This is a genomic window from Chitinophaga sp., from assembly GCF_039596155.1.
Classification (GTDB): Bacteria; Bacteroidota; Bacteroidia; order Chitinophagales; family Chitinophagaceae; genus Chitinophaga.
This window is the reverse complement of record NZ_JBCNKF010000003.1, coordinates 181,089-202,606: the sequence shown is the minus strand read 5'-3', so window position 1 is coordinate 202,606 and position 21,518 is coordinate 181,089. Positions and strand designations below refer to the sequence as shown.

General features: G+C 47.8%; 10 protein-coding genes. 5 read left to right on the top strand and 5 right to left on the bottom strand.

The window, feature by feature from the left end; all coding sequences use genetic code 11:
* The 5 genes from ABDW33_RS04435 (at window position 1) to ABDW33_RS04415 (ending at window position 7,513) form a co-directional block, all read left to right on the top strand.
* Window positions 1-1,368, top strand: a complete 1,368-nt coding sequence (locus tag ABDW33_RS04435) for a biotin/lipoyl-binding protein (RefSeq protein ID WP_343688855.1) — start codon at window positions 1-3, stop codon at window positions 1,366-1,368.
* Window positions 1,365-2,801 (top strand): TolC family protein, encoded by a 1,437-nt coding sequence (locus tag ABDW33_RS04430; protein WP_343688854.1) that lies wholly within the window; start codon window positions 1,365-1,367, stop codon window positions 2,799-2,801. The genes ABDW33_RS04435 and ABDW33_RS04430 overlap by 4 nt, the downstream gene beginning before the upstream one ends.
* A 103-nt stretch (window positions 2,802-2,904) precedes the next feature.
* Window positions 2,905-3,306 (top strand): cytochrome c, encoded by a 402-nt coding sequence (locus tag ABDW33_RS04425; RefSeq protein ID WP_343688853.1) that lies wholly within the window; start codon window positions 2,905-2,907, stop codon window positions 3,304-3,306.
* Between the two features lie 6 nt (window positions 3,307-3,312).
* Entirely contained in the window at window positions 3,313-4,593 is a 1,281-nt protein-coding gene (locus tag ABDW33_RS04420) for a cbb3-type cytochrome c oxidase subunit I (RefSeq protein ID WP_343688852.1), read from the top strand.
* Window positions 4,594-4,717: 124 nt separating this feature from the next.
* Complete coding sequence (locus ABDW33_RS04415) at window positions 4,718-7,513, top strand: bifunctional aconitate hydratase 2/2-methylisocitrate dehydratase (RefSeq protein WP_343688851.1); 2,796 nt, start codon at window positions 4,718-4,720, stop codon at window positions 7,511-7,513.
* Between the two features lie 80 nt (window positions 7,514-7,593).
* On the opposite strand, the gene ABDW33_RS04410 is transcribed toward ABDW33_RS04415, so the two are convergent.
* From ABDW33_RS04410 to ABDW33_RS04390, 5 genes are read right to left on the bottom strand one after another with little or no spacing between them, the layout of a single operon-like run.
* Window positions 7,594-8,412, bottom strand: a complete 819-nt coding sequence (locus ABDW33_RS04410) for an SDR family oxidoreductase (RefSeq protein ID WP_343688850.1) — start codon at window positions 8,410-8,412, stop codon at window positions 7,594-7,596.
* A 26-nt stretch (window positions 8,413-8,438) separates the two neighbouring features.
* A complete protein-coding gene (locus ABDW33_RS04405; RefSeq protein WP_343688849.1) occupies window positions 8,439-9,434 on the bottom strand; it encodes a beta-ketoacyl-ACP synthase III in 996 nt (331 codons plus the stop codon).
* Between the two features lie 26 nt (window positions 9,435-9,460).
* A complete protein-coding gene (locus ABDW33_RS04400) occupies window positions 9,461-12,910 on the bottom strand; it encodes a methylmalonyl-CoA mutase family protein (protein ID WP_343688848.1) in 3,450 nt (1,149 codons plus the stop codon).
* Window positions 12,911-12,937: 27 nt separating this feature from the next.
* Window positions 12,938-18,166 carry an amino acid adenylation domain-containing protein gene (locus ABDW33_RS04395; protein ID WP_343688847.1) on the bottom strand — a complete coding sequence of 1,743 codons (5,229 nt, stop codon included), beginning with the start codon at window positions 18,164-18,166 and terminating at the stop codon, window positions 12,938-12,940.
* A 19-nt stretch (window positions 18,167-18,185) separates the two neighbouring features.
* Window positions 18,186-21,506 carry an amino acid adenylation domain-containing protein gene (locus ABDW33_RS04390; RefSeq protein WP_343688846.1) on the bottom strand — a complete coding sequence of 1,107 codons (3,321 nt, stop codon included), beginning with the start codon at window positions 21,504-21,506 and terminating at the stop codon, window positions 18,186-18,188.
* Window positions 21,507-21,518: the final 12 nt, after the last annotated feature.

Below are 21,518 nucleotides of genomic sequence, written 5' to 3'. Positions count from 1 at the left end.
ATGGGACATTCAACACACGACAAAGCACATCATAAGCACATAGAATCTTTCTCTCACCGGTCGCAGGATGAACTCATCAAGGTAAAAGGATCCCGCACACTGGGCAGGATCATGAGCGTATGCCTCATTATATTCTTTTTCATCCTGCTATTGCCCTGGCGGCAGACAATCCCAGGCAGAGGTACTGTAACAGCACTGACACCTGAAGACCGTCCGCAGACCGTGCAAAACCAGATTGGTGGCCGTATAGAACACTGGGCGGTACGTGAAGGTCAGGAAGTAAAAAAGGGGGATACGATCCTGGTGATTTCAGAAACCAGCCAATCGTACTTTGACCCGGAATTACCTGTACGACTGGAAGAACAACTGGAAGCTAAGAAGAATAGTGAAACCGCTGCTATCCAGAAGATGGAAGCGACAAATGCACAGATACAGGCAATGAACAAAGGATTGCAGTACCAGTTGTCCGCAGCAGAAAACAAAGTACGGCAGTCCGAAAACTATGTAAGGAGTGACAGTGCTGACCTGGTGGCTGTACAGAACTATTATGAAACATCGAAAGCACGGCTGGAACGTTATGAAGCGGGTTACAAGAATGGCCTCTTTTCGCTCACTGATATTGAAACCCGCCGTTTGAAACTGCAGGAAGACAATGCAAAGGTGATTGGGCAGCAAAACAAGCTGAATAACTCTAAACAGGCATTATTAAATGCACTGATTGACCTGGATAATATCAGGGCAAAGTACCAGGAGTCACTGGCTAAAGCACAGTCAGACATGAGTTCTGCGTTGTCAAGCAGGGCTAGTGTAAAGGGAGAAATTGCCAAACTGCGGAATGACATTTCGAATATTACCATACGCCGCGGGTTGTATGTAGTACGTGCGCCACAGGACGGATACGTGGTAAAAACGCTGAAAGCCGGTATTGGTGAGAATATCAAAGAAGGGGAATCTATTGCAACACTGCAGCCACTGCACCCGCAGGTAGCTGCTGAATTGTATGTGAATGCTATGGATGTACCGCTGATCCTCGATACAAGCGATGTAAGACTTCAGTTTGAAGGATGGCCTTCTGTACAGTTTTCCGGATGGCCTTCTGTAGCTGTGGGCACCTTTGCAGGTAAGGTATGGGCGATTGACAGGATCAGTAGTAATGGTGGAAAATACCGTTTGCTGATCAAGCCGACTATTCCCGTTCCTGTTAATGATGAAGCATGGCCGGTACAACTCAGACAGGGTTCTGGAGTATATGGTCGTATTATTCTCAGGTCTGTACCGCTGTGGTACGAGATCTGGCGCCAACTGAATGGTTTCCCGCCAAGTCTGGAGAAGGAGCCTTCTACCAAGGATTCAAATAGTAAGAAATGATGATGAAGAAATTAAGCTATTTTTTAATCGCCGGCCTGCTCCTGTTTCCGGGGCCCTGTGCTTTTGCACAAGCTGCTGATACAGCCAGGGTCTTTTCGCTGGGGGATCTGGAGGACCTGGTCTTCATGAATCATCCTATCGTAAAACAGGCGGCGTTATTAAGCGATGCGGCGAAGGCCAACGTGATGCAATCAAAAGGAGAGTTTGACCCTACATTGAAGTCTGCATTCGGGCGTAAATTATTTGGTGAGACGACCTACTATAATAACTGGCATAATGAGCTGAAAGTGCCTTTGTACATAGCCGGTGCAGATTTGAAAGTAGGATATGACCGCTATACAGGTGTGTATACCAATCCTGAAACCAGGACGACCGATGCGGGTTTGATGGCCGTAGGTCTGAACATTCCGATAGGTGCTGGACTGCTTATTGATGCAAGACGCAGTACCCTCTGGCAGGCGAAAGCGATGTTGAACTATGCGGAAGCGGACAAGGTGAAACAGATCAACAGCGTATGGTTTGGTGCGGTAAAAGATTACTGGAACTGGTATTATGCATACAGGGAATACACCCTTATCAAAGAAGGGGTAGACCTTGCCCTGAAGCGTTTCAAGGCCTTGACCAACCAGGCATTGCTGGGGGATAAACCAGGGCTGGATACGATTGAGGCCAGCATCACTGTGCAGGACAGGCAGATCCAGCTGGCGAAAAGTGAGATAGAAGTGAAGAATGCGATGCTGGTGCTTTCGAACCATTTATGGAATGAGAAAGGGACACCGCTTGAACTGCCTAAAGATGCGATTCCACAGGAAACCTCTCAGCAACTACAATTGCCGGACCGCATACTCCTCGATTCTTTGCTGGGTGTTGCGGATATGCATCCTGAAATGGTGAAGCTGCGTGCAAAGGGAGAACAACTGGATATAGAACGGAGGTTTGCACAGGAGAAACTGAAGCCGAAGATCAATATCAATGGTTCGTTGCTGAGCAGGCGTACTGATTTTGGTTCATATATACCGGATTATTACGACTTCAACTGGAGCAATTACAAGATCGGGGTTGACTTTGCCTTTCCGTTATTTCTACGTGCAGAGCGGGGGAAGCTGAAACAGGTAAAGTTCAAACAGCAGCAGGTGACTTACGATCTGATGCAGTCCGGCCGTGAGATCAACAATAACATTACCGCATCCTTTAATAGTCTGACAGCCTATCAATCGCAGCTGGCGGTGCAGATCCAAAGTATTAATAACCAGCAGGCATTACTTACCGGTGAATTGCAGAAGTTTGACCTGGGGGAGAGTACGCTATTCCTGATCAATAGCAGGGAGAGTAAGCTGATAGATATGAAGATCAAGCGGGAAAGTATTATATCGGGGTATCAGCAAAAACTGGCTGAATTATATTATAAGGCCGGAACAAGGCAACAACTATAAAGAAAAAAGACCGTCTCAATAAAGACGGTCTTTTTGTTTGTGGATGATTGAGATCATAATTGGTGGACGGAGCCGGGTGTACTTTTGGGCCAAATCCCGATACATGAAGTTTACACTTTGGGTGACACTGACAATCTTATTTTTTATTTATTCATGCTACGTTTATATCTGTAGCGGTGCTGAAAAATCACCTGTTCAGCCGTCTGCCAGTGCCCTTGCCGGGTGGCAGGTATGGCAAAACAAGAATTGCCACACCTGTCACCAGTTATATGGCCTTGGCGGATACATGGGACCTGACCTCACGAATATTGCATCCGACGCTGGTAAGGGAAGTGATGCTTACCTGAAGGCATTCATGAAGAATGGCACAGACAAAATGCCCAACCTGCATCTTACGGAGGAAGAAATGACCTGTTTGATATCGTTTCTACGATGGGTAGACAAAAGCGGCAAAAGCCGTGTAGCAAAGGAATCAGTACACTGGACAGGAACTTATATTTTTTAGCTGTTTATGATAGACTTACAACGATTATTTCTCCGGTTTGCGCTGGCGCTGCTGCTGCTCACCGTTATTGCCGGCGTGCTGGCGTCATTCGCATTCTTATTACCTGCATGCTTTAATACAATTTTACCTTTCCACGAACTGCGTCCTGTACATGCCTCAGCGGCTTTGTTCTGGATCATAACAGGTGCAGCCTGCTGTGTAAGTTACTTCAGTGGAAGGCATAGCAAGGCGTTTATGGTGTTGTGGATGGTGACCATTGTCGTGATCTTTGCGAATTACTGCTTTCATCATTACGGGGGGCGGGAGTACTGGGAGTTTCCTGCCTACCTGAACCTGCCGCTATTGGCAGCGTGGTTATGCTTTATGGCTGTGTTCCTGAAACGGCTGCCTGCGGGAGCGCCCGTTTACTACTGGATGTGGTCAACAGGCGTCTTCTTTTTCCTCCTCACTTTCCTGGAGCAGCAACTCTGGCATATATCATGGTTCCGGGTGTCATTTCTGAGAGAAGTCACTGTGCAATGGAAAGCGAATGGTGCGATGGTAGGTGCCTGGAACCAGATGATCAATGGATTATCAGTATACCTGTTGGTTGCGATCAGCGGTGATGCAGGACTGGCCCAAAAGAAAAAGACATGGTTCCTGTACTTCCTGGGATTATTTAACCTGATGTTCAACTGGGGGCACCATGTGTATAATGTGCCTAACAGCAACTGGATGCGTGGGGTAGCTTATGGGGTGAGTATGACGGAGTGGGTGATTATTATCCTGATCATCAGGGACTTCAGTAATTCTTTATCAACGGGGAGGAAGTTCCGGCATCTGGTGGTATACCGGTTTATAAGAACGGCCGAGTTGTGGGTAGCCGCTAATTTGCTATTGGCATTGCTGATGAGTATTCCGGCTATCAACAGGTACACCCATGGTACGCATATTACAGTTGCACATGCTATGGGGACAACTATCGGCATTAATACCATGCTATTGCTGGCTGCATTTGGATATATACTGGATGTGGATAGTTTGCCGGAGCGGACCCGCAGATGGTTGCGGGTGGCAATTAGTGTGAATACGGTGAGTCTGGCAGTATTCTGGGTGGCGCTGATTGTAGCTGGCCTGGTGAAGGGCTATCTCATGACAGATCATCCGGAGAATAGCTTTGCTGTGGTGATGATGGCGATACGCCCTTACCTGGAGGTATTTACGGTGGCGGGGGTCGGAGTGATGATTGCCCTGGGAGTAATATGTATTATTTTTTTAAAGTATTCCGGGCGGAGGCGGGAAGTGTAAAAGGGTAAATATCAATGGAATAACGTCTGTTTGTCCTCCATTAAAGTGTGATCTTCTTCAGATCACTGTGTAATATTATGGACATTAGTTACCTTTGTGCCTCGCATTTAAAAAGAAAATTGTTATGAGCCGTTATAATGAATATCTCAAGGAGATAGAAGAAAGAAAAGGTCTGGGACTACATCCGAAGCCGATAGATGGAGCCGAATTGCTGAGTGAAATCATCGCACAAATTAAAGATCTCGGAAATGTAAACAGAAAAGATTCTCTCAATTTCTTCATTTATAACGTGTTGCCGGGAACCACTCCCGCTGCTGGTGTGAAAGCTCAGTTTTTAAAGGAAATCGCCCTGGGTACCTCCAAAGTTGAAGAAATTACGCCTGCTTTTGCATTTGAGTTGTTGTCTCACATGAAGGGAGGACCTTCAATTGAAGTGTTGCTGGATCTGGCGCTGGGCGAGGATGCTGCCATCGCGAAAGCTGCAGCAGATGTATTGAAAACGCAGGTGTTCCTGTATGACGCTGACACAGACCGTCTGAAAGAAGCATTTAAAAACGAAAATCCAATTGCCAGGGATATTCTGGAAAGTTATGCTAAGGCTGAATTTTTCACCAAACTGGCTGACGTTCCGGAAGAAATCAAGATCGTTACTTTCATCGCTGGTGAAGGTGATATATCTACTGACTTACTCTCTCCGGGTAACCAGGCACACTCCAGGTCTGACCGTGAGCTGCATGGTTTATGTATGATCACACCTCAGGCACAGGCGGAGATCAAAGCGCTACAGGCACAACATCCTGACAAGAGCGTGATGCTGATTGCTGATAAAGGTACCATGGGTGTGGGTTCATCCAGAATGTCCGGTGTAAATAATGTGGCATTGTGGACAGGCAGACAGGCAAGTCCATATGTTCCATTTGTGAATATTGCGCCAATCGTAGGTGGTACAAACGGTATCTCACCTATCTTCCTCACAACTGTAGACGTAACCGGTGGTATCGGTATTGACCTGAAGAACTGGGTGAAGAAAGTAGATGCAAATGGTAAACTGGTTCGCAACGAAGCGGGTGAACACATCCTCGAGGAAGTGTATTCTGTTGCTACCGGTACTGTACTCACGATCAACACGAAGAAGAAGAAACTATATAATGGCGATAAAGAACTGATTGACATTTCCAAGGCGCTGACGCCTCAGAAAATGGAGTTCATTAAAGCCGGTGGATCTTATGCGATCGTATTCGGTAAGAAGATCCAGACGGTGGCTGCTAAGATCCTTGGTATTGAACCAACTCCTGTATTTGCACAGCCTAAAGAAATCTCTCACGAAGGTCAGGGTCTGACTGCGGTAGAAAAGATCTTTAACAAAAATGCAGTTGGTATCACTCCAGGCAAAGTATTACATGCTGGTTCAGATGTTCGCGTAGAAGTGAACATTGTAGGTTCTCAGGATACCACTGGTCTGATGACTGCGCAGGAACTGGAATCGATGGCGGCCACTACGATTTCTCCGATTGTAGATGGTGCTTACCAGTCTGGTTGTCACACCGCATCAGTATGGGATAAGAAAGCGCAGACAAACATTCCAAAGCTCATGAAGTTCATGAATGAATTTGGCTTGATCACAGCGCGTGACCCGAAAGGCGAATATCATTCCATGACGGATGTAATTCACAAGGTACTGAACGATATTACGGTAGATGAGTGGGCGATCATCATTGGTGGTGACTCTCACACAAGAATGTCCAAAGGTGTAGCGTTTGGTGCTGACTCAGGTACCGTGGCGCTGGCACTGGCTACCGGTGAGGCATCTATGCCGATTCCGGAATCAGTGAAAGTAACCTTCAAAGGTGAAATGAAGAGCTATATGGACTTCCGTGATGTAGTACATGCTACACAGGCACAGATGCTGCAGAAATTTGCCGGTGAGAATGTGTTCCAGGGTAGAGTGATTGAAGTACATATCGGTACCCTGCCAGCAGACCAGGCATTCACCTTTACCGACTGGACTGCAGAAATGAAAGCGAAAGCTTCCATCTGTATTTCAGAAGATGATACCCTGATCAAATCACTGGAAATTGCGAAGGGCAGGATCCAGATCATGATAGAAAAAGGTATGGATAACAGCAAGCAGGTATTGCAAGGTCTGATCAACAAGGCTGATAAGAGGATCGCTGAGATTAAATCCGGAGAGAAACCTGCTTTGGCTCCTGATGCAAATGCTAAATACTATGCGGAAGTAGTTGTAGACCTGGATGCAATCGCAGAACCGATGATTGCGGATCCGGATGTAAACAACGAAGATGTATCCAAGAGATATACACACGATACCATCCGCGGCCTGTCTTACTACGGTGACAGCAAGAAAGTGGATCTTGGTTTCGTGGGTTCATGTATGGTGCACAAGGGCGATTTAAAGATCGTGTCCCAGATGCTCCGTAACCTGGAAAAACAACAGGGTAAAGTTGAGTTCAATGCACCACTGGTAGTGGCAGCGCCTACCTACAATATCATCGATGAACTGAAGGCAGAAGGTGACTGGGAGATCCTGCAGAAGTATTCTGGTTTTGAGTTCAACGATGCGGCTCCGAAGGCAACAGCGCGTACAGAATATGAAAATATGATGTACCTGGAGCGTCCGGGTTGTAACCTGTGTATGGGTAACCAGGAGAAAGCGGCGAAGGGAGATACGGTGATGGCGACATCTACACGTTTGTTCCAGGGTAGAGTGGTGGAAGATTCTGATCGTAAAAAAGGCGAGTCATTGCTGGCGTCAACGCCGGTAGTAGTGTTGTCTTCTATATTAGGAAGGATTCCGAATATAGAAGAGTACAAGACTGCTGTGGAAGGTATTGATCTGACAAAGTTTGCGCCTCCTGTGAAGAATCTGGCGACAGTAGGTAAGGATAGTCTGGCTTACTAAGGAAATTAGATATATCATGAGAAAGGCTTCACAGGTAGTGAAGCCTTTCTCATATTGGGTAGTTTCCTGAGACTTTGTCCCTACTCCCGCGCGGCCAATAACCCTGTCACCTCGTCACTCATCCCCATGGCAGAGAATCCACCATCATGATAAAGGCATTGCATGGTGACTTTACGGGTGTAATCGGAAAAAAGTGTGATAATATAAGCGGCACATTCCTCTACTGAAGGGTTTCCAAGAGGAGACATTATATCAGAAAAATGGCTCAGCTGATCAAAACCAGGTACCCCCTTTGCTGCCGTGGAAGGCGTGGGCCCCTGGCATATTGTGTTCACCCGGGCAGCATGTGTTTTGCCCAACCGGTAACCGAAACTGCGTGCGATCGACTCCAGTACACTTTTGGCCTGCGCCATATCGCCATAATCCGGAAAGGTGCGCACAGACGCCATAAAAGTAATTGCCAGTAAGGATGCATAACGGTTGAGCACATCTTTTTTAACAGCTACCTGCATGATACGATGAAAAGAAAGTGCCGATATATCAATCGTGCGGATCAGGTCAGGATAGTTTAGATCATCATAGGCTCTCTTCTTCCGCATATTAGGACTCATGGCAATAGCATGCAATATAAAATCTACTTTGCCGCCCAATTGCGCCACACAATAATCGTACAGTGCTTCCAGATCGTCCGTGTTCGTTGCATCGGCAATACAAAAACCTGCACCAATAGAATCGGCCAGCTGGCGTACTGTGCCCATTTTGGTGGCAGCGGCCGTATTGGTCAATATCAACTGTGCGCCCGCCGCTTTTGCCTGCTGCGCTACCGCCCACGCTATAGATTGTTCATTCAGTACGCCGAAAATAATACCGTTTTTACCCGCCAATAGTTGATGCTGCATGCTGCCAGAATTTGTTACAATAAATATTAATACGCCCACTTCATATACAGTCCGCCCCAGGCAAAGCCCCCGCCAAAAGAAACGAAAAGTATCTTATCCCCTTTTTTGAGCTGCGATTCATATTCAAAAAGAGACAATGGCATAGACGCATTGGAGGTATTTCCATATTTATGAATGGTGAACATGAGTTTTTCTTCTGGTATCTGTAACCGCTCTGCAGTAGCCTGTATAATGCGTTTATTGGCCTGGTGCGATACTACCCAGTCAATATCAGCTACCGTCAGCCCGTTACGTTCCAGGATAATAGCACCCGCTTCTACCATTTTGTTCACTGCAAACTTGTATACAGGTACTCCATTCTGAAACATAAAATGCTTTTTGCCGGTCACTGTTTCGACGGAAGCGGGTAACATACTGCCGCCCGCAGGCACATGCAGATAATCTACGCCTTCACCATCAGAACGCATATAAGCATCCTGTATGCCATTGCCTTCTGCATTCGCTTCCAGTAAAACAACTCCGGCGCCATCGCCAAATAGTATACAGGTTTCACGATCGGTATAATCCACCAGGCTAGACATTTTATCTACCCCAACTAACAGCACCCGTTTATACTGGCCGCTCTCGATATACATGGCAGCGGTTTGCATTGAGAATAAAAAGCTGGAACAACCCGCCTGCAGATCCATCGCAAACGCGTTGACAGCACCGATCGCCTTGCTGATAATATTGGATGTACCGGGATAATGCACATAGTCTGGCGTTACCGTCGCCACAAGTACCATGTCAATACTCTGCGGATCAATACATGTCTTTTCCAGTAATCGCGCAGCAGCATGTATACCCATATAGGAGCAGCCAACACCAGGTTCTTTTAGTATCCGCCTTTCCTGTATGCCTGTCCGGGTAACGATCCATTCATTGGATGTATCTACCATCTTCTCCAGGTCGCTATTTGACAGTATAAAATCAGGTGTATAGCCTTCGACACCCACAATGGCTGCTTTAATTTTAGGGTTCATATATTATTTTAATTCAGTTAAAAACATTACATGTTGCGCCGGTACTCTCCGCCACAACGATACATTACCTCAGAAAGCTGACCGAGTGTACAAACATTACTAACGTCCATCAGGCACTCGAAAATGTTGCCATTCTCCTGTATGGTCTTTGCCAGCTTTGCCAGTGCAGCGGGTGCACGGTCTGCATGCGTGGCTATAAATGCCTTATTTTGCTGCACCACCTGCTCTTTCTCTTCACCGGTGATACGCACCACATCTTCCTGCGGGTAGGCGATCTGCCCTGCGGCATTCACAAAAGTGTTCACTCCAACAATCGGTAATGCACCATTATGTTTCAGCATTTCATAATGCATGGACTGCTCCTGTATACGACTACGCTGGTACATTGTTTCCATAGCAGATAAGACACCACCACGCCTGGCGATATGTTCCATTTCCTGGATGACCGCCTCCTCTACCTGGTTCGTCAGCTTTTCTATGATAAATGAACCCTGAAGAGGGTTCTGATTTTTACTTAGCCCAAATTCTTTATCGATGATCTTTTGAATGGCCAGTGCTTTACGGACAGTCGTTTCTGTAGGTAATGAGATGGCCTCGTCGTTGGCATTCGTATGCAGGGAATTACAGTTATCATTGATAGCATAGAGGGCCTGCAAAGTGGTTCTGATATCGTTAAAATCCACATCCTGTGACTGTAAAGAACGCCCCGAGGTCTGAATATGATATTTCAGTTTTTGCGAACGCTCACCGGCATTATACTTACACTTCAGCACCTTGGCCCAGATACGGCGGGCCACCCTTCCTAATACTGCGTACTCCGGATCAATCCCATTGGAAAAGAAAAAGGAGAAGTTAGGCGCAAAATCATCAATTTTCATCCCCCGTGAAAGATAGTACTCGATGTAGCTGAATGCATTTGCCAATGTAAACGCGATCTGTGTTACAGGATTCGCGCCGGCTTCCGCGATATGATAGCCGGAAACAGAAACAGAATAAAAATGTTTTACTTTTTGTTCAATGAAGTACGCCTGTATATCTGCCATTAATTTCAGGGAGTACTGTGTGGAAAAGATGCAGGTGTTCTGCGCCTGGTCTTCCTTCAGAATATCACATTGCACCGTTCCCCGTACCGACTTTAAAGTGTCCTGTTTTATCTGCGCATAGATCTCTGGCGGCAACACATCCTGACCACTTACACCTAGTAAAAGTAACCCCAACCCATCATTACCTGCCGGCAAAGCAGCATCGTATGCCGGCCGCGGATGTCCCGATGCCTTGTACATATTTGCAATCATTGCCGACACTTCTGCAGTCATACCCCTGCTACGAATATAAAGCTCACATTGCTGGTCTATTGCCGCATTCAGAAAGAATGCCAGGATCATCGGCGATGGACCATTGATCGTCAGGTTAACAGAAGTAGTGTGATAATTTGCCAGGTTAAAACCTGAATAGAGAATTTTGGTATCATCAATCGTCGATACACTCACCCCCGTACTGCCGATCTTTCCGAAAATATCCGGCCGGTGATCCGGATCACAACCATACAAGGTAACTGCATCATGTGCAGTAGACAGTCTTTTGCTTTCCATTCCCTGCGTGAGGTAATGGAAGCGCCGGTTGGATCTAACAGCACCTCCTTCTCCAGCCGTGAGCCGTGTAGGCTCCTCTCCCTCCCTCTTCATGGGAAATACACCAGCGGTAAAAGGGAAATAACCTGGCCGGTTTTCCTGCAGACTCCAGCGCACGATGTCGCCCCAATTGGTATAAGCTGGAAGTACTACCTTGGGTAAATGCAAATGACTTAAAGTGGTGACATACATCTGGTAGGACATCGTCTTACCACTGACCTCAAACTGTGCTTCTTCCTGTTGATACAACTTTACAAGCGAATGCCAGCTATCCAGTATCTCCCTGACAGATGGGTCCAGCTGCGATGAAATACGCGAAATGGTGGCTTCCAGTTGTTTCAGTACAATACTTTTTTCTTCACCTTCCTGTTGGATAAGTGCTGCGGCTCCCTGCAACTGAAATAACTGTTCTGCCACGCCTACCTGTGTATTCACCATATCGTTGTAATCGCGCAAAATATGTACGATCTCATCCAGATAAGCGCTACGAGCCGGTGGAATGATCTGCTGCTTCATGGCCCGCTGCGTCTGCAACCCATCATGGTGATCCACAAAAAAACCCGTTTTCCGGTGAACCAACTCCAGCAACAGCCGGTACAAATGCGTTACACCTTCATCATTGAACACCGCGGCATTGGTACTCACTACCGGCAACTGCTCATCTTCTACGTTTGTCAATTGATGATTATACCGATACTGCCTGCGTACCTGCATCAATGTATCCGTTATATTTCCTTTATCTGCTTTATTAATAGCAATAGCATCTGCATAATCAAGCATATTGATCTTTTCCAGTTGGGAAGAGGCCCCGAAGTCTGTCGTCATCACATAAAGGCTCACATCAACATAAGCAGTAATTCCCATATCTGCCTGTCCCATACCGGGCGTCTCGACTATAATGAGATCGAACCCCGCTGCCTTACATAGGGCTAACGTCAGCGGCAGACTTTCACTGAACGCCTGCTGTGCTCCGCGGGTGGCCAGCGACCGGATAAAGACCCGCTCACTGGCAGCCGTATTGATACGTATACGATCTCCCAACAATCCACCGCCTGTCTTTTTGCGGGATGGATCAACACATATTACGGCCACTTCTTTATCGGGGTATTGCTGCAGGAAACGACGTAACAACTCATCGATCAGTGAAGATTTACCGGCACCTCCTGTTCCGGTAATTCCTATTACAGGAGCAGTCTGGATGGTTCCTTTCAGGGATGCCTGTAAAGTATCATGTGTCGACTGCATATCAACGGCCAGTGTTAATACACTGCCGAGTACCCGGTCGTTTCGCTGCCCCACCATAGTCTCTATTTCCTTTGTTGACGGACAGCTCCGGTGTTGGCACCGGCCCAGCATATCCTGAATCATACCTTCCAACCCCATTGTTCTGCCATCCTCGGGAGAATACAGGCGGGCAATGCCATACTCATGTAACAATTCCATTTCAGCAGGCAGAATAGTGCCACCCCCTCCACCGAATATCCGGATATGACCGGCCTGCTGCTCCTGCAGCAGATCATACATATACTTGAAGAATTCAAGGTGCCCGCCCTGGTAAGAAGTGATTGCAATAGCCTGTGCATCCTCCTGGATGGCGCAACGCACTATTTCCTGTACACTCCGGCTGTGGCCAAGATGTATCACCTCCGCTCCGGCAGCCTGCAACAAGCGCCGGATCAGGTTGACAGCTACATCATGACCGTCAAACAAAGCAGTGGCAGTGACTACGCGGAACGGCGCAGTCAATCCTGTAACAGGTGCTGTAGGTAGTTCAAAGGAAGACGATAAGACAACTACTGTATCATCGCTATCCTGTTGGTTGACAAATCTTTCTGCGTTTGACATGGGGCATTTTTTTTCAAGGTGATGAACTTAACAATGATAAAGGCAGCCACCCAACTGATGGCCGGCACCTGCACTAAGTAGTAGTATGACAGCGCCTTCCGGGAGATGGCGTTCCAACAGACCGTCCAGTAATAAGGGGATAGACAAAGAAGCCATCAACAGGCTATCGTCGCCTCCCGGTATAATAACATGTGCAGGTACCTGGAGCATTTGCCGAAGGGATGCAATAAATGCGGCACCGGGAAATGGTGGAACAATGGCATACAGATCGCTGATGGCGATACCCTCCTGCTTCAGTAGTGCCATCACCAGGTTCTGTAAGGGTTGCAGCAAAAGTTCCTGCCTGTCTGCCTGCTCTTTCCTGAATACCTGGCTATGCTTTCCTTTCAACTTTACCCAGGTATAAACATCGTTTGCTAACACCGGGTCATTATGGAACATAAAAGCACCGAACCCTTTCCTGCTGCCTGCTACAGATTGTAATAAGACAGCGGCACCTCCTTCCTGCACGTTTAATAAAGGAGCTCCTTTCACCTCGGCATTATTCTCCATTTCTCCAGTGGTTAACAAGGCATAACTGGTTTTCCCTGTCTTCAAAAACTCAGTTGCCATAAAACAGGCTTGCAGCCATGCCAGGTCACTATTAAAAATATCGAAACAAAGTGTCCGGCTACCGTCTTTCACCTCGTTATTCATTGCATTGACAGACAGTGCTCCTGCAATTATTGTAGAAATAGCAGGTTCATACAAATGTTCATCCCGGTATATTCCTCCATAAATAAGCAGGCCTATATCACTTTTATTGAAATCCGTCTGTTGCTGCAAACACTGGTCCGCTGCCGCGGTAGCCATATTGATTGCTGATGCAGGTCCGATACCGGGTCGGGAAAGCGCTCTGCTGACGATTTGCACGCCACTACCTTCGGTGCGGAATACGGGAACAGCGGATACCGCTGCACGCTTGATCACCTTTTTACCGGTGTGCCAATAATCCCTTACCCGTTCAGGCAAGGTATCAAAACCATATAATGCCGTACCAATGTTCAATCCTGACCCGCTGATAAACAGTACAGCCCTGTCATCATTCTGAATTTTACCGTCCAGGATACTGTCTTGTATAGCCATCCAGTGAGTGGTTGTTGCTGTATTTCCCCTGTGCCGGATATTGTCTATCGTATTTTCTTTATTGGCGAAATCGTTGTTCAGCAAACGGTTCACCTGCCGCATCGTATTTGTAGTAGTAGTACTTGACGCCTGGTGCATGATCAGGAAATCTATTGTATCGGCTCCCCAGCCGTTACGTTGTAAAGTATTCCATGCATGCCTGGATGCTTCCAGATGCCCTGCCTCTGCCATACGAATGGCATTTGTCTTCAGTAACAAACCGCCATCTTCCTGCTCCGTACGTTTGACCACACACAGATCACTATACCCACCCATTGTAAACATATCAATGGCTGCGAAACCGGTACTACCGGCAGGAGCCGCCTCCAATATCATGGCAAGCCCTGAATCACCCACCGTAAGCGCAGAAATACTCAAATCCATATAATCTATGATCTCCTGCTGGGCAGTACTTGTAAGATGTGTCAGGTACTCACCGCTTACCAGCATTACCCGCTTTGCTGTATTATTCCGGATCAGCGTCTCTGCCATCAATATGGCTGTAAAAACACCGGCGCAGGCATTTGATATATCCATCGTCAGTGCCTGTCCGCACCCCATGCGCCGGGCCAGCCGTATCGCCATACCAGGTTCTACTACCAACTCGCGTGGATGATCCATACGAAATACATTGCAGGAGATCAGCACATCTATCTCTTCCGGTACATACCTCGACATATTGAAACAATGTTCCATCGCCTTTACAGCCATACCAAATGCACATTCATCCTCCACAGTCTCCCTGCGGGAATGAATGCCGGTGAGCCGCTGCATTGGAAAACGGATTGTATTTACACAACCATCCAATATCTCTGCAGTACTCACCACCTTCTCAGGCAGGAAACAGGCAAAACTTTCAATATGAACAGCTGCCTGCTTCATCTCCTGCACTTCGGCGGCCACACCATCCGACAGATCATTTACTGAAAGCACAAGATTGTCTGCAGGCATCGCTACAGCATGGACCCCTTGCATGACCGATACCTTCCGGGCCAGCTCACGGATCGTCGGGAACTCAAATAATTGTTCAGGCTTGATCAACATTGCATAAGCTGTGGCTTTCGTACACACATTGATACATTGTAAAGAAGCGCCACCCAGTTCAAAGAAATTATCGTTTACACCAATATGCGACAATCCCAAAACCTCCTGCCAGATGTCCTGTAGTATTGTTTCCTCCTGCGTTGCAGGCGGCTCGTATAGTTGCTCTGTTGCAGTTTCCAACTCACGTTCCTGCAAGGCCATCCGATCGGTTTTCCCATTCGGCGTTAGTGGAAAGGCAGTCACCACCGACCATTGTGTAGGCACCATATAAGCGGGCACGAGGCGCAGCAACGACTCTTTGATAGCAGCAGTCTCAATACCAGGACTGTTAAGGATCACATAAGCCCGTAAACGGTATAATCCTATCTGATCTTTCACGGCTACAACAACTGCTTCTTTCACACCTGCCACCTGGGAAAGATGGTACTCTATTTCTCCCGGCTCGATACGGTGTCCGTTCACCTTGATCTGGAAATCTGTCCTTCCGGCGAAAACGATGTTGCCGTCAGGTTGATATCGTGCCTTATCGCCGGTTTTGTACAACCGCTCACCGGGTAGAAAAGGATGAACAATAAATCGCTCAGCCGTCAGCTCCGGCCGATTGTAATAATCAATGGCCAATCCTTTGCCGCCTATATACAGTTCCCCGTTCACGCCAATGGGTACGGGCTGTAACGCCTCGTTAAAGATGTAACAGGTAGTATTCGCAATAGGCATTCCCAGCGGCACGGTCGTTGAATCGCCGGGCAGCACACGATATATCGTTGACCAGATGGTTGTTTCAGTAGGTCCATACATATTCCAGACCTCTGCAGCTTTGCCAGATAACCACCCGGCCAGTGAACGGGGGAAGGCTTCGCCCCCACACAGTGCTTTCAGCTGCCTGCTACCTTCCCATCCTGCATCCTGCAGAATACGCCAGGTAGCAGGTGTGGCCTGCATGATTGTAATCTCCTGCAACGTCAGACAGTCTATCAGCGAAGCGGCATTGTTCACTACCTCCCTTCCTGCAATCACCACCGTAGCGCCGGCCAGCAAAGGAGCGTATAGCTCAAGACCGGCAATATCAAATGAAAGAGAAGTGACCGCCAGCAATCGGTCTGATTGATTGATGCCCGGACAGGCAATTATACTATACAGGAAATTTACGAGCGCAGTATGCGCGATACGTACGCCCTTGGGCCGCCCGGTAGACCCGGAAGTATAGATCATATATACCGGATCTGTAGCATCTCCTGCCTGCACAGGCGCAGTAAGTGGCTGCTCCGCCAAACGGGCAGACTCGTTGTCAGGACTAATCAGCTGTATATGATCTTTACCGGCAAAAAGGTCTTCCAGCCGTTGCTGGGTGATGACATAGCGGATACCGGCATCTTCTAATAAATAGGCTCTCCTTTCTGCAGGATAAACAGGATCGATAGGTACATATACCCCACCGGCTTTCATCACCGCCAGCAAGGCCACTAACATATTGCCACTACGCTCCATACAAATGGCAACAGTGGTTCCACGCGAAATGCCATTGCTCAGTAAGAGGTGCGCCAGCCGGTTCGCATCCTGCTCCAATTGTGTGTAGGTCCAGGCACGCAAGGCATCTCTGACAGCGATCGCTTCAGGATGTAATAATACCTGCGATGCAAATAACTTGTCAAAGCGGCCTTCCGGCAATGCCTTAGCCGTATCATTCCATCCGAACAGCAGTTGCTGCCGGGCAGGTGCGTCCACAAGCTGAATATCCCGTAACAATATTACGGGAGTTGCACTTACCTGTTCCAGCACATAATTGAAATACTGCGACATCCGCTGTATGGTCTCGCGACGGAAAATGTCTGTATTATATTCCCACACGAGATGGAAATTGCCCTGATCTGCTTTAACAGATAAGGTAATGTCGAATTTGGAAAAGAATCCCTCTGTATCGTACATCTCCGTTTGAAGCCCCTCCCATTGAATGGACTCGTTACCAAAACTATGCAGACTGAACATCACCTGGAATAAGGGATGATGCCCGGCTACCCTGCTCTGTGGCAACACTTCCAGGATCTTCTCCAACGCCACATCCTGGTGCGCCATAGCTTCCTGCACCGTTCGTCCCGACGCAGCAACCAATGATCGGAAATCCATCTCCGGCAACAATTTTGACCGCAATGGTAAGGTGTTCACAAAAAGACCGATGATTCCTTCGAACTCCTGCCGCGACCTGTTTGCCATAGGGCTGCCCACTACGATGTCTGCCTGGCCGGTATAGTGATAAAGCAATACATTAAATGCTGACAGGAGTACCAGATAGGGTGTTGTATGCAGTTCGCCACATAATGCCATCAACTTTCCAGCCAGTGGGGCTGTAAGCGATATCCTTACAGCATCTCCTGAAAATGTCTGTACAACCGGGCGAATATGATCTACCGGTAACTCCAGCAAAGCGGGCGCCGTTTGTAACTGGCTTTCCCAATATGCCAGTTGTTGTAACAGGGTAGTATCAGCAATCTGCTGCTGCCACAGTACATAATCAGCATACTGTAGGGGAAGCTCCGCCAACACCGGCTTCTGCCCGTTAACAAAGGTTTGATACACCACAGATAATTCACGGATAAATATCTGCAACGACCACCCATCCGCGATAAGATGATGCATACAGAATAGCACATAGTGGTCGTTAGGTGCCACTGCCGCACAAGTGATACGGAACAGCGGAGGCACCTCCAGGTTGAAAGGACGCTGTATTTCCTCCTTCATCAGGGCCTGCAAAGCCTGGCTATCGCCGACAGGTAAGGTAGTAAAGGTAATGACAGGCACTACATCGGGATGCACGATCTGGAGTATCTCTTCTTCCTTCTCAAAGGCAGTGCGCAGGCTTTCATGCCTGGCAGCAAGAAAGTGAATACTCTTCCTGAATATATCCATCTGGAATATCCCTTTTATATGTAGTGTTCCCAGGATATTGTAGGCGGCACTGGCGCCCTGAAATTGCGATAATATCCATAGTCTCCGCTGCGCTCCAGATACCGGAAATGCAAAAACATCTTGTGCTGTTATAATATTTTCCATGAGTATAACTGAAATGGGTTCAATGTTTCTTAGTTAAGCTCCGTCTGAATTGCTCACGGTCTGCCCGCATTGGCGCAATGGTTCTTGCAACAGGCTGCTGCTCTGCAGACATTTGCTTTCGGTTTTCGATATATTGGCTGATGGCGTAGATCGTTGGGTTACGAATAAAATCGGGCAACAGAATATCCACGCCTGTGCTGGCGGTCAATTGCGCACAAAGCCGCCCTGCCATTAAAGAATGCCCCCCCCTGGCGAAGAAATTATCGTGTATACCGGAAGGAGCAGATAATAAACGCTCCCATGCTTCCGCCACCAGTTCCTGCATGGGCGTATGCGGTTGTGCATCCGTATGCGACAGTGCATCCTGCGCCTTTGCCAGGGCAGACAATGCAGCCAGATCTATCTTCCCATTCGTGTTTAGGGGCAATTCCTGCAAACAGTAGTAGCTGGCAGGTATCATATAATGGGGTAATGATAAAGAAAGAAAATCATGTAGTTCCATACCTGATAAGGAGGCATCAGCCGTTAGCACAAAAGCACGTAAACTGCTCACTCCTGCCTCGTCTGTAAACAACTGGACAGTACTATGCTGTACTTTGGGATGATCATTTAAGGCGGCAACAATCTCCCCGGGTTCAACACGATATCCCCGGAACTTAATCTGCTGATCCTTTCTACCCACAAAATGGATGTTACCATCCGGCCGCCAGCATGCGATATCACCGGTAGCATAAAGCATTTGCTGCCCGTTCCAGGGTGCAGCAATAAATGGTGTAGTTGTGAGGGTTTCGGCAGATAAATATCCAACACTCACCCCCAGGCCACCAATGTAAAGCTCTCCGCAAACACCAATGGGTACAGGCAGCAGGCAATCATCCAGCACGTACAGCTGCACGTTGGTCAGCGGCCGGCCGATAGGTAATTGCGACATATCTTTCCCACAACGATCTACCGGATAAAAGGTGGAGAAGGTTGTGCACTCTGTAGGACCATACACATGTACCATCGATCCCGGCCGCTTACAATAAGGGAAGGCCTTTTGTACATGTGCAAGTGAGACCGTTTCCCCACCGAAAAACAGATAATCAAAACCGGCTACAAAACCCGGATCATGATCAACCAGTTTATTGAAAAATGCTGTCGTCCAAAAAGCAATGTTGACGTGGTTTGTCCGGATAAATTCCTTGAAGGCGTCCACCTTAAATAACTCATCTTCTGTGGGGACAAACAATGCGGCGCCATTTAACAATGCGCCGAATATTTCAAAAGTACTGCCGTCAAATACATAATTGGAGGTTAACAGACACCGGTCTTCCGCAGTAATATCCACATAACGGTTACTCTTCACCAGGTTCACAATGCTCCTGTGTTTCACGAGCACGCCCTTGGGGCGTCCGGTAGAACCGGATGTATACATGATATAAGCCAGATCATCAGCGTCATTGCTCACAGGCGCAAGCACACCATCCAATGACCAGACCGCCGACTGCCGGCGTACGTCTATACAATCGATATGTTGCGCCACCACATTATCAGGCAATTCCACATCATGGATCAGCCAACGGCAATCTGCAGTTTGCAACATATACCGGATCCTGTCAACAGGAAATGCAGCATCTACCGGCACATAGGCAGCTCCCGCCTTCAATACTCCCAGTATACTGATGATCATCCCTGCATCCCGCTTCAGTAATAAACCTATACGCATGCCCCGGCGCACACCACATGTCTGCAAATGCGCCGCCAGTTGAGACGACCGTTTATCCAGTTCTTCATAAGTATAAGTATGCCCCCCAGCATATAAAACCACCCGCTCCTTACAGGCAGCAACATTAGCCTGGAATACACTGATCAGCGACCAGCTGCCGGCATAGGTGCCAGTGGTTTCATTCCACGTCTGCAATTTTTGCATTTCTGCAGGTAAGATGTGCTTAAGTTGGTCCAGTCTTAATTCCGGTAGTAGCACCGACTGCTCCAGATAGTATTGGAAGAGGTCACAGAGCGACTGTATAACATTCTGATCATATTTATGCGCCCTGTACTTACAGCATCCCAGCAGTTGTGTACCATCATCCCGCATTTCAAACGTAATATCAAAAGCATCTTCCTGCGAGGGCACATGATATTGGGAAAATGCCAGGCCTCCTGACTGCTGCTGTTGTAAGCGTTCAGGCAATGCTGCACTATGTGAAAGATAATTGAATACGACTGGCACCAGGCTATCAATGTCTCCCTTCTCTTTTGCTTCAGGTAGTGCTGCGATTGCAGCAAAAGGATAATCCTTATGCAGGTAAGCCTGCGAAAAAGTCTGCACAGAGCGCTTCAGATGTGCCGCAAAAGAAGCCGTATTATCGGTCTCCATACAGACAGGCAATAAGTTCACAAAATATCCAACTGTACCTGCATATGCTTTATTCTCCCTGCCGGATACGGGTATGCCGATCGTAGTACGACCTGCCCGGGTATATCGCGATACTGTAATCTGTAGTACTGCCAGTAACCAGGAAAAAACAGTTACGCCCTGTCTGCGGGCACTTTCTTTCAACAGCGGATATAGGGAAGCGGGAACATTACATCCCAGCTCCTGTGAAATGGATGTTCCTGTTGTTTGTATTGCATATCCAACCAGCGAAGGGATCTCCGGCATAGCTTCAACCTGGGATGCCCAAAAATGTCGTAACGTTTCTCCCTTCGGGCTGGTAAGCAACTGCCGCTCCTGCAGGGCATACAGACCAAACGGTGTGGGCGTTGTCATCCCTACCGGTAACCCAGCCTTCCCGGTAGCTTGCAGGTACGCCTGCAACAACTCGCTGAGAATAACACTGGTAGCACCATCATCGTAAATAATATGGTGGATGGAAAATAGAAAGATAGCGGTATCCGGAGCCAGGGTAAACAGACAACAGCGACTCACCACACCGCCCTCCAGGTCAAAAGGCTGACGATAGGCCGCTGTTACTATTTCATGTACTTCAGCAGCTGAAAAACCGTACAGTTCCTTTATTTCAAAAGCTGGTAAGATCACCCTGGGCCTGCACACCGGTTCACTCCCAGACAAAAAGAAGGTTGCACCCAATATGGGATGACGCTGATAGATCTTTTCCAACGCAGTTTGCAAAGCAGCAACATCCAGCGGAGTAGTGATATGTAGGGCAAAACCGGTATTATAGGCAGTAGCAGCCTTATTGATCTGATAGAGATACCAAAGTGCTGACTGCCCCATGGTAAGTGGCCAATCCTGTGAAGCCGCTGCCTCCCGCTGTTCCAGTAATGTCTTCAACAATGCCCTTTTTTCATCGGCAGACAGTGCTTCAATAGATGATTGAGATGGTACATTCATAATTTCCGTCTT

What these genes read in the sequence shown, in the direction of transcription:
- ABDW33_RS04415 (WP_343688851.1), top strand. Translation starts at nt 4,718, where the DNA reads ATGAGCCGTTATAATGAATATCTCAAGGAGATAGAAGAAAGAAAAGGT.
- ABDW33_RS04405 (WP_343688849.1), bottom strand. Translation starts at nt 9,434, where the DNA reads ATGAACCCTAAAATTAAAGCAGCCATTGTGGGTGTCGAAGGCTATACA.
- ABDW33_RS04435 (WP_343688855.1), top strand. Translation starts at nt 1, where the DNA reads ATGGGACATTCAACACACGACAAAGCACATCATAAGCACATAGAATCT.
- ABDW33_RS04390 (WP_343688846.1), bottom strand. Translation starts at nt 21,506, where the DNA reads ATGAATGTACCATCTCAATCATCTATTGAAGCACTGTCTGCCGATGAA.
- ABDW33_RS04420 (WP_343688852.1), top strand. Translation starts at nt 3,313, where the DNA reads ATGATAGACTTACAACGATTATTTCTCCGGTTTGCGCTGGCGCTGCTG.
- ABDW33_RS04400 (WP_343688848.1), bottom strand. Translation starts at nt 12,910, where the DNA reads ATGTCAAACGCAGAAAGATTTGTCAACCAACAGGATAGCGATGATACA.
- ABDW33_RS04430 (WP_343688854.1), top strand. Translation starts at nt 1,365, where the DNA reads ATGATGATGAAGAAATTAAGCTATTTTTTAATCGCCGGCCTGCTCCTG.
- ABDW33_RS04410 (WP_343688850.1), bottom strand. Translation starts at nt 8,412, where the DNA reads ATGCAGCATCAACTATTGGCGGGTAAAAACGGTATTATTTTCGGCGTA.
- ABDW33_RS04425 (WP_343688853.1), top strand. Translation starts at nt 2,905, where the DNA reads ATGAAGTTTACACTTTGGGTGACACTGACAATCTTATTTTTTATTTAT.
- ABDW33_RS04395 (WP_343688847.1), bottom strand. Translation starts at nt 18,166, where the DNA reads ATGGAAAATATTATAACAGCACAAGATGTTTTTGCATTTCCGGTATCT.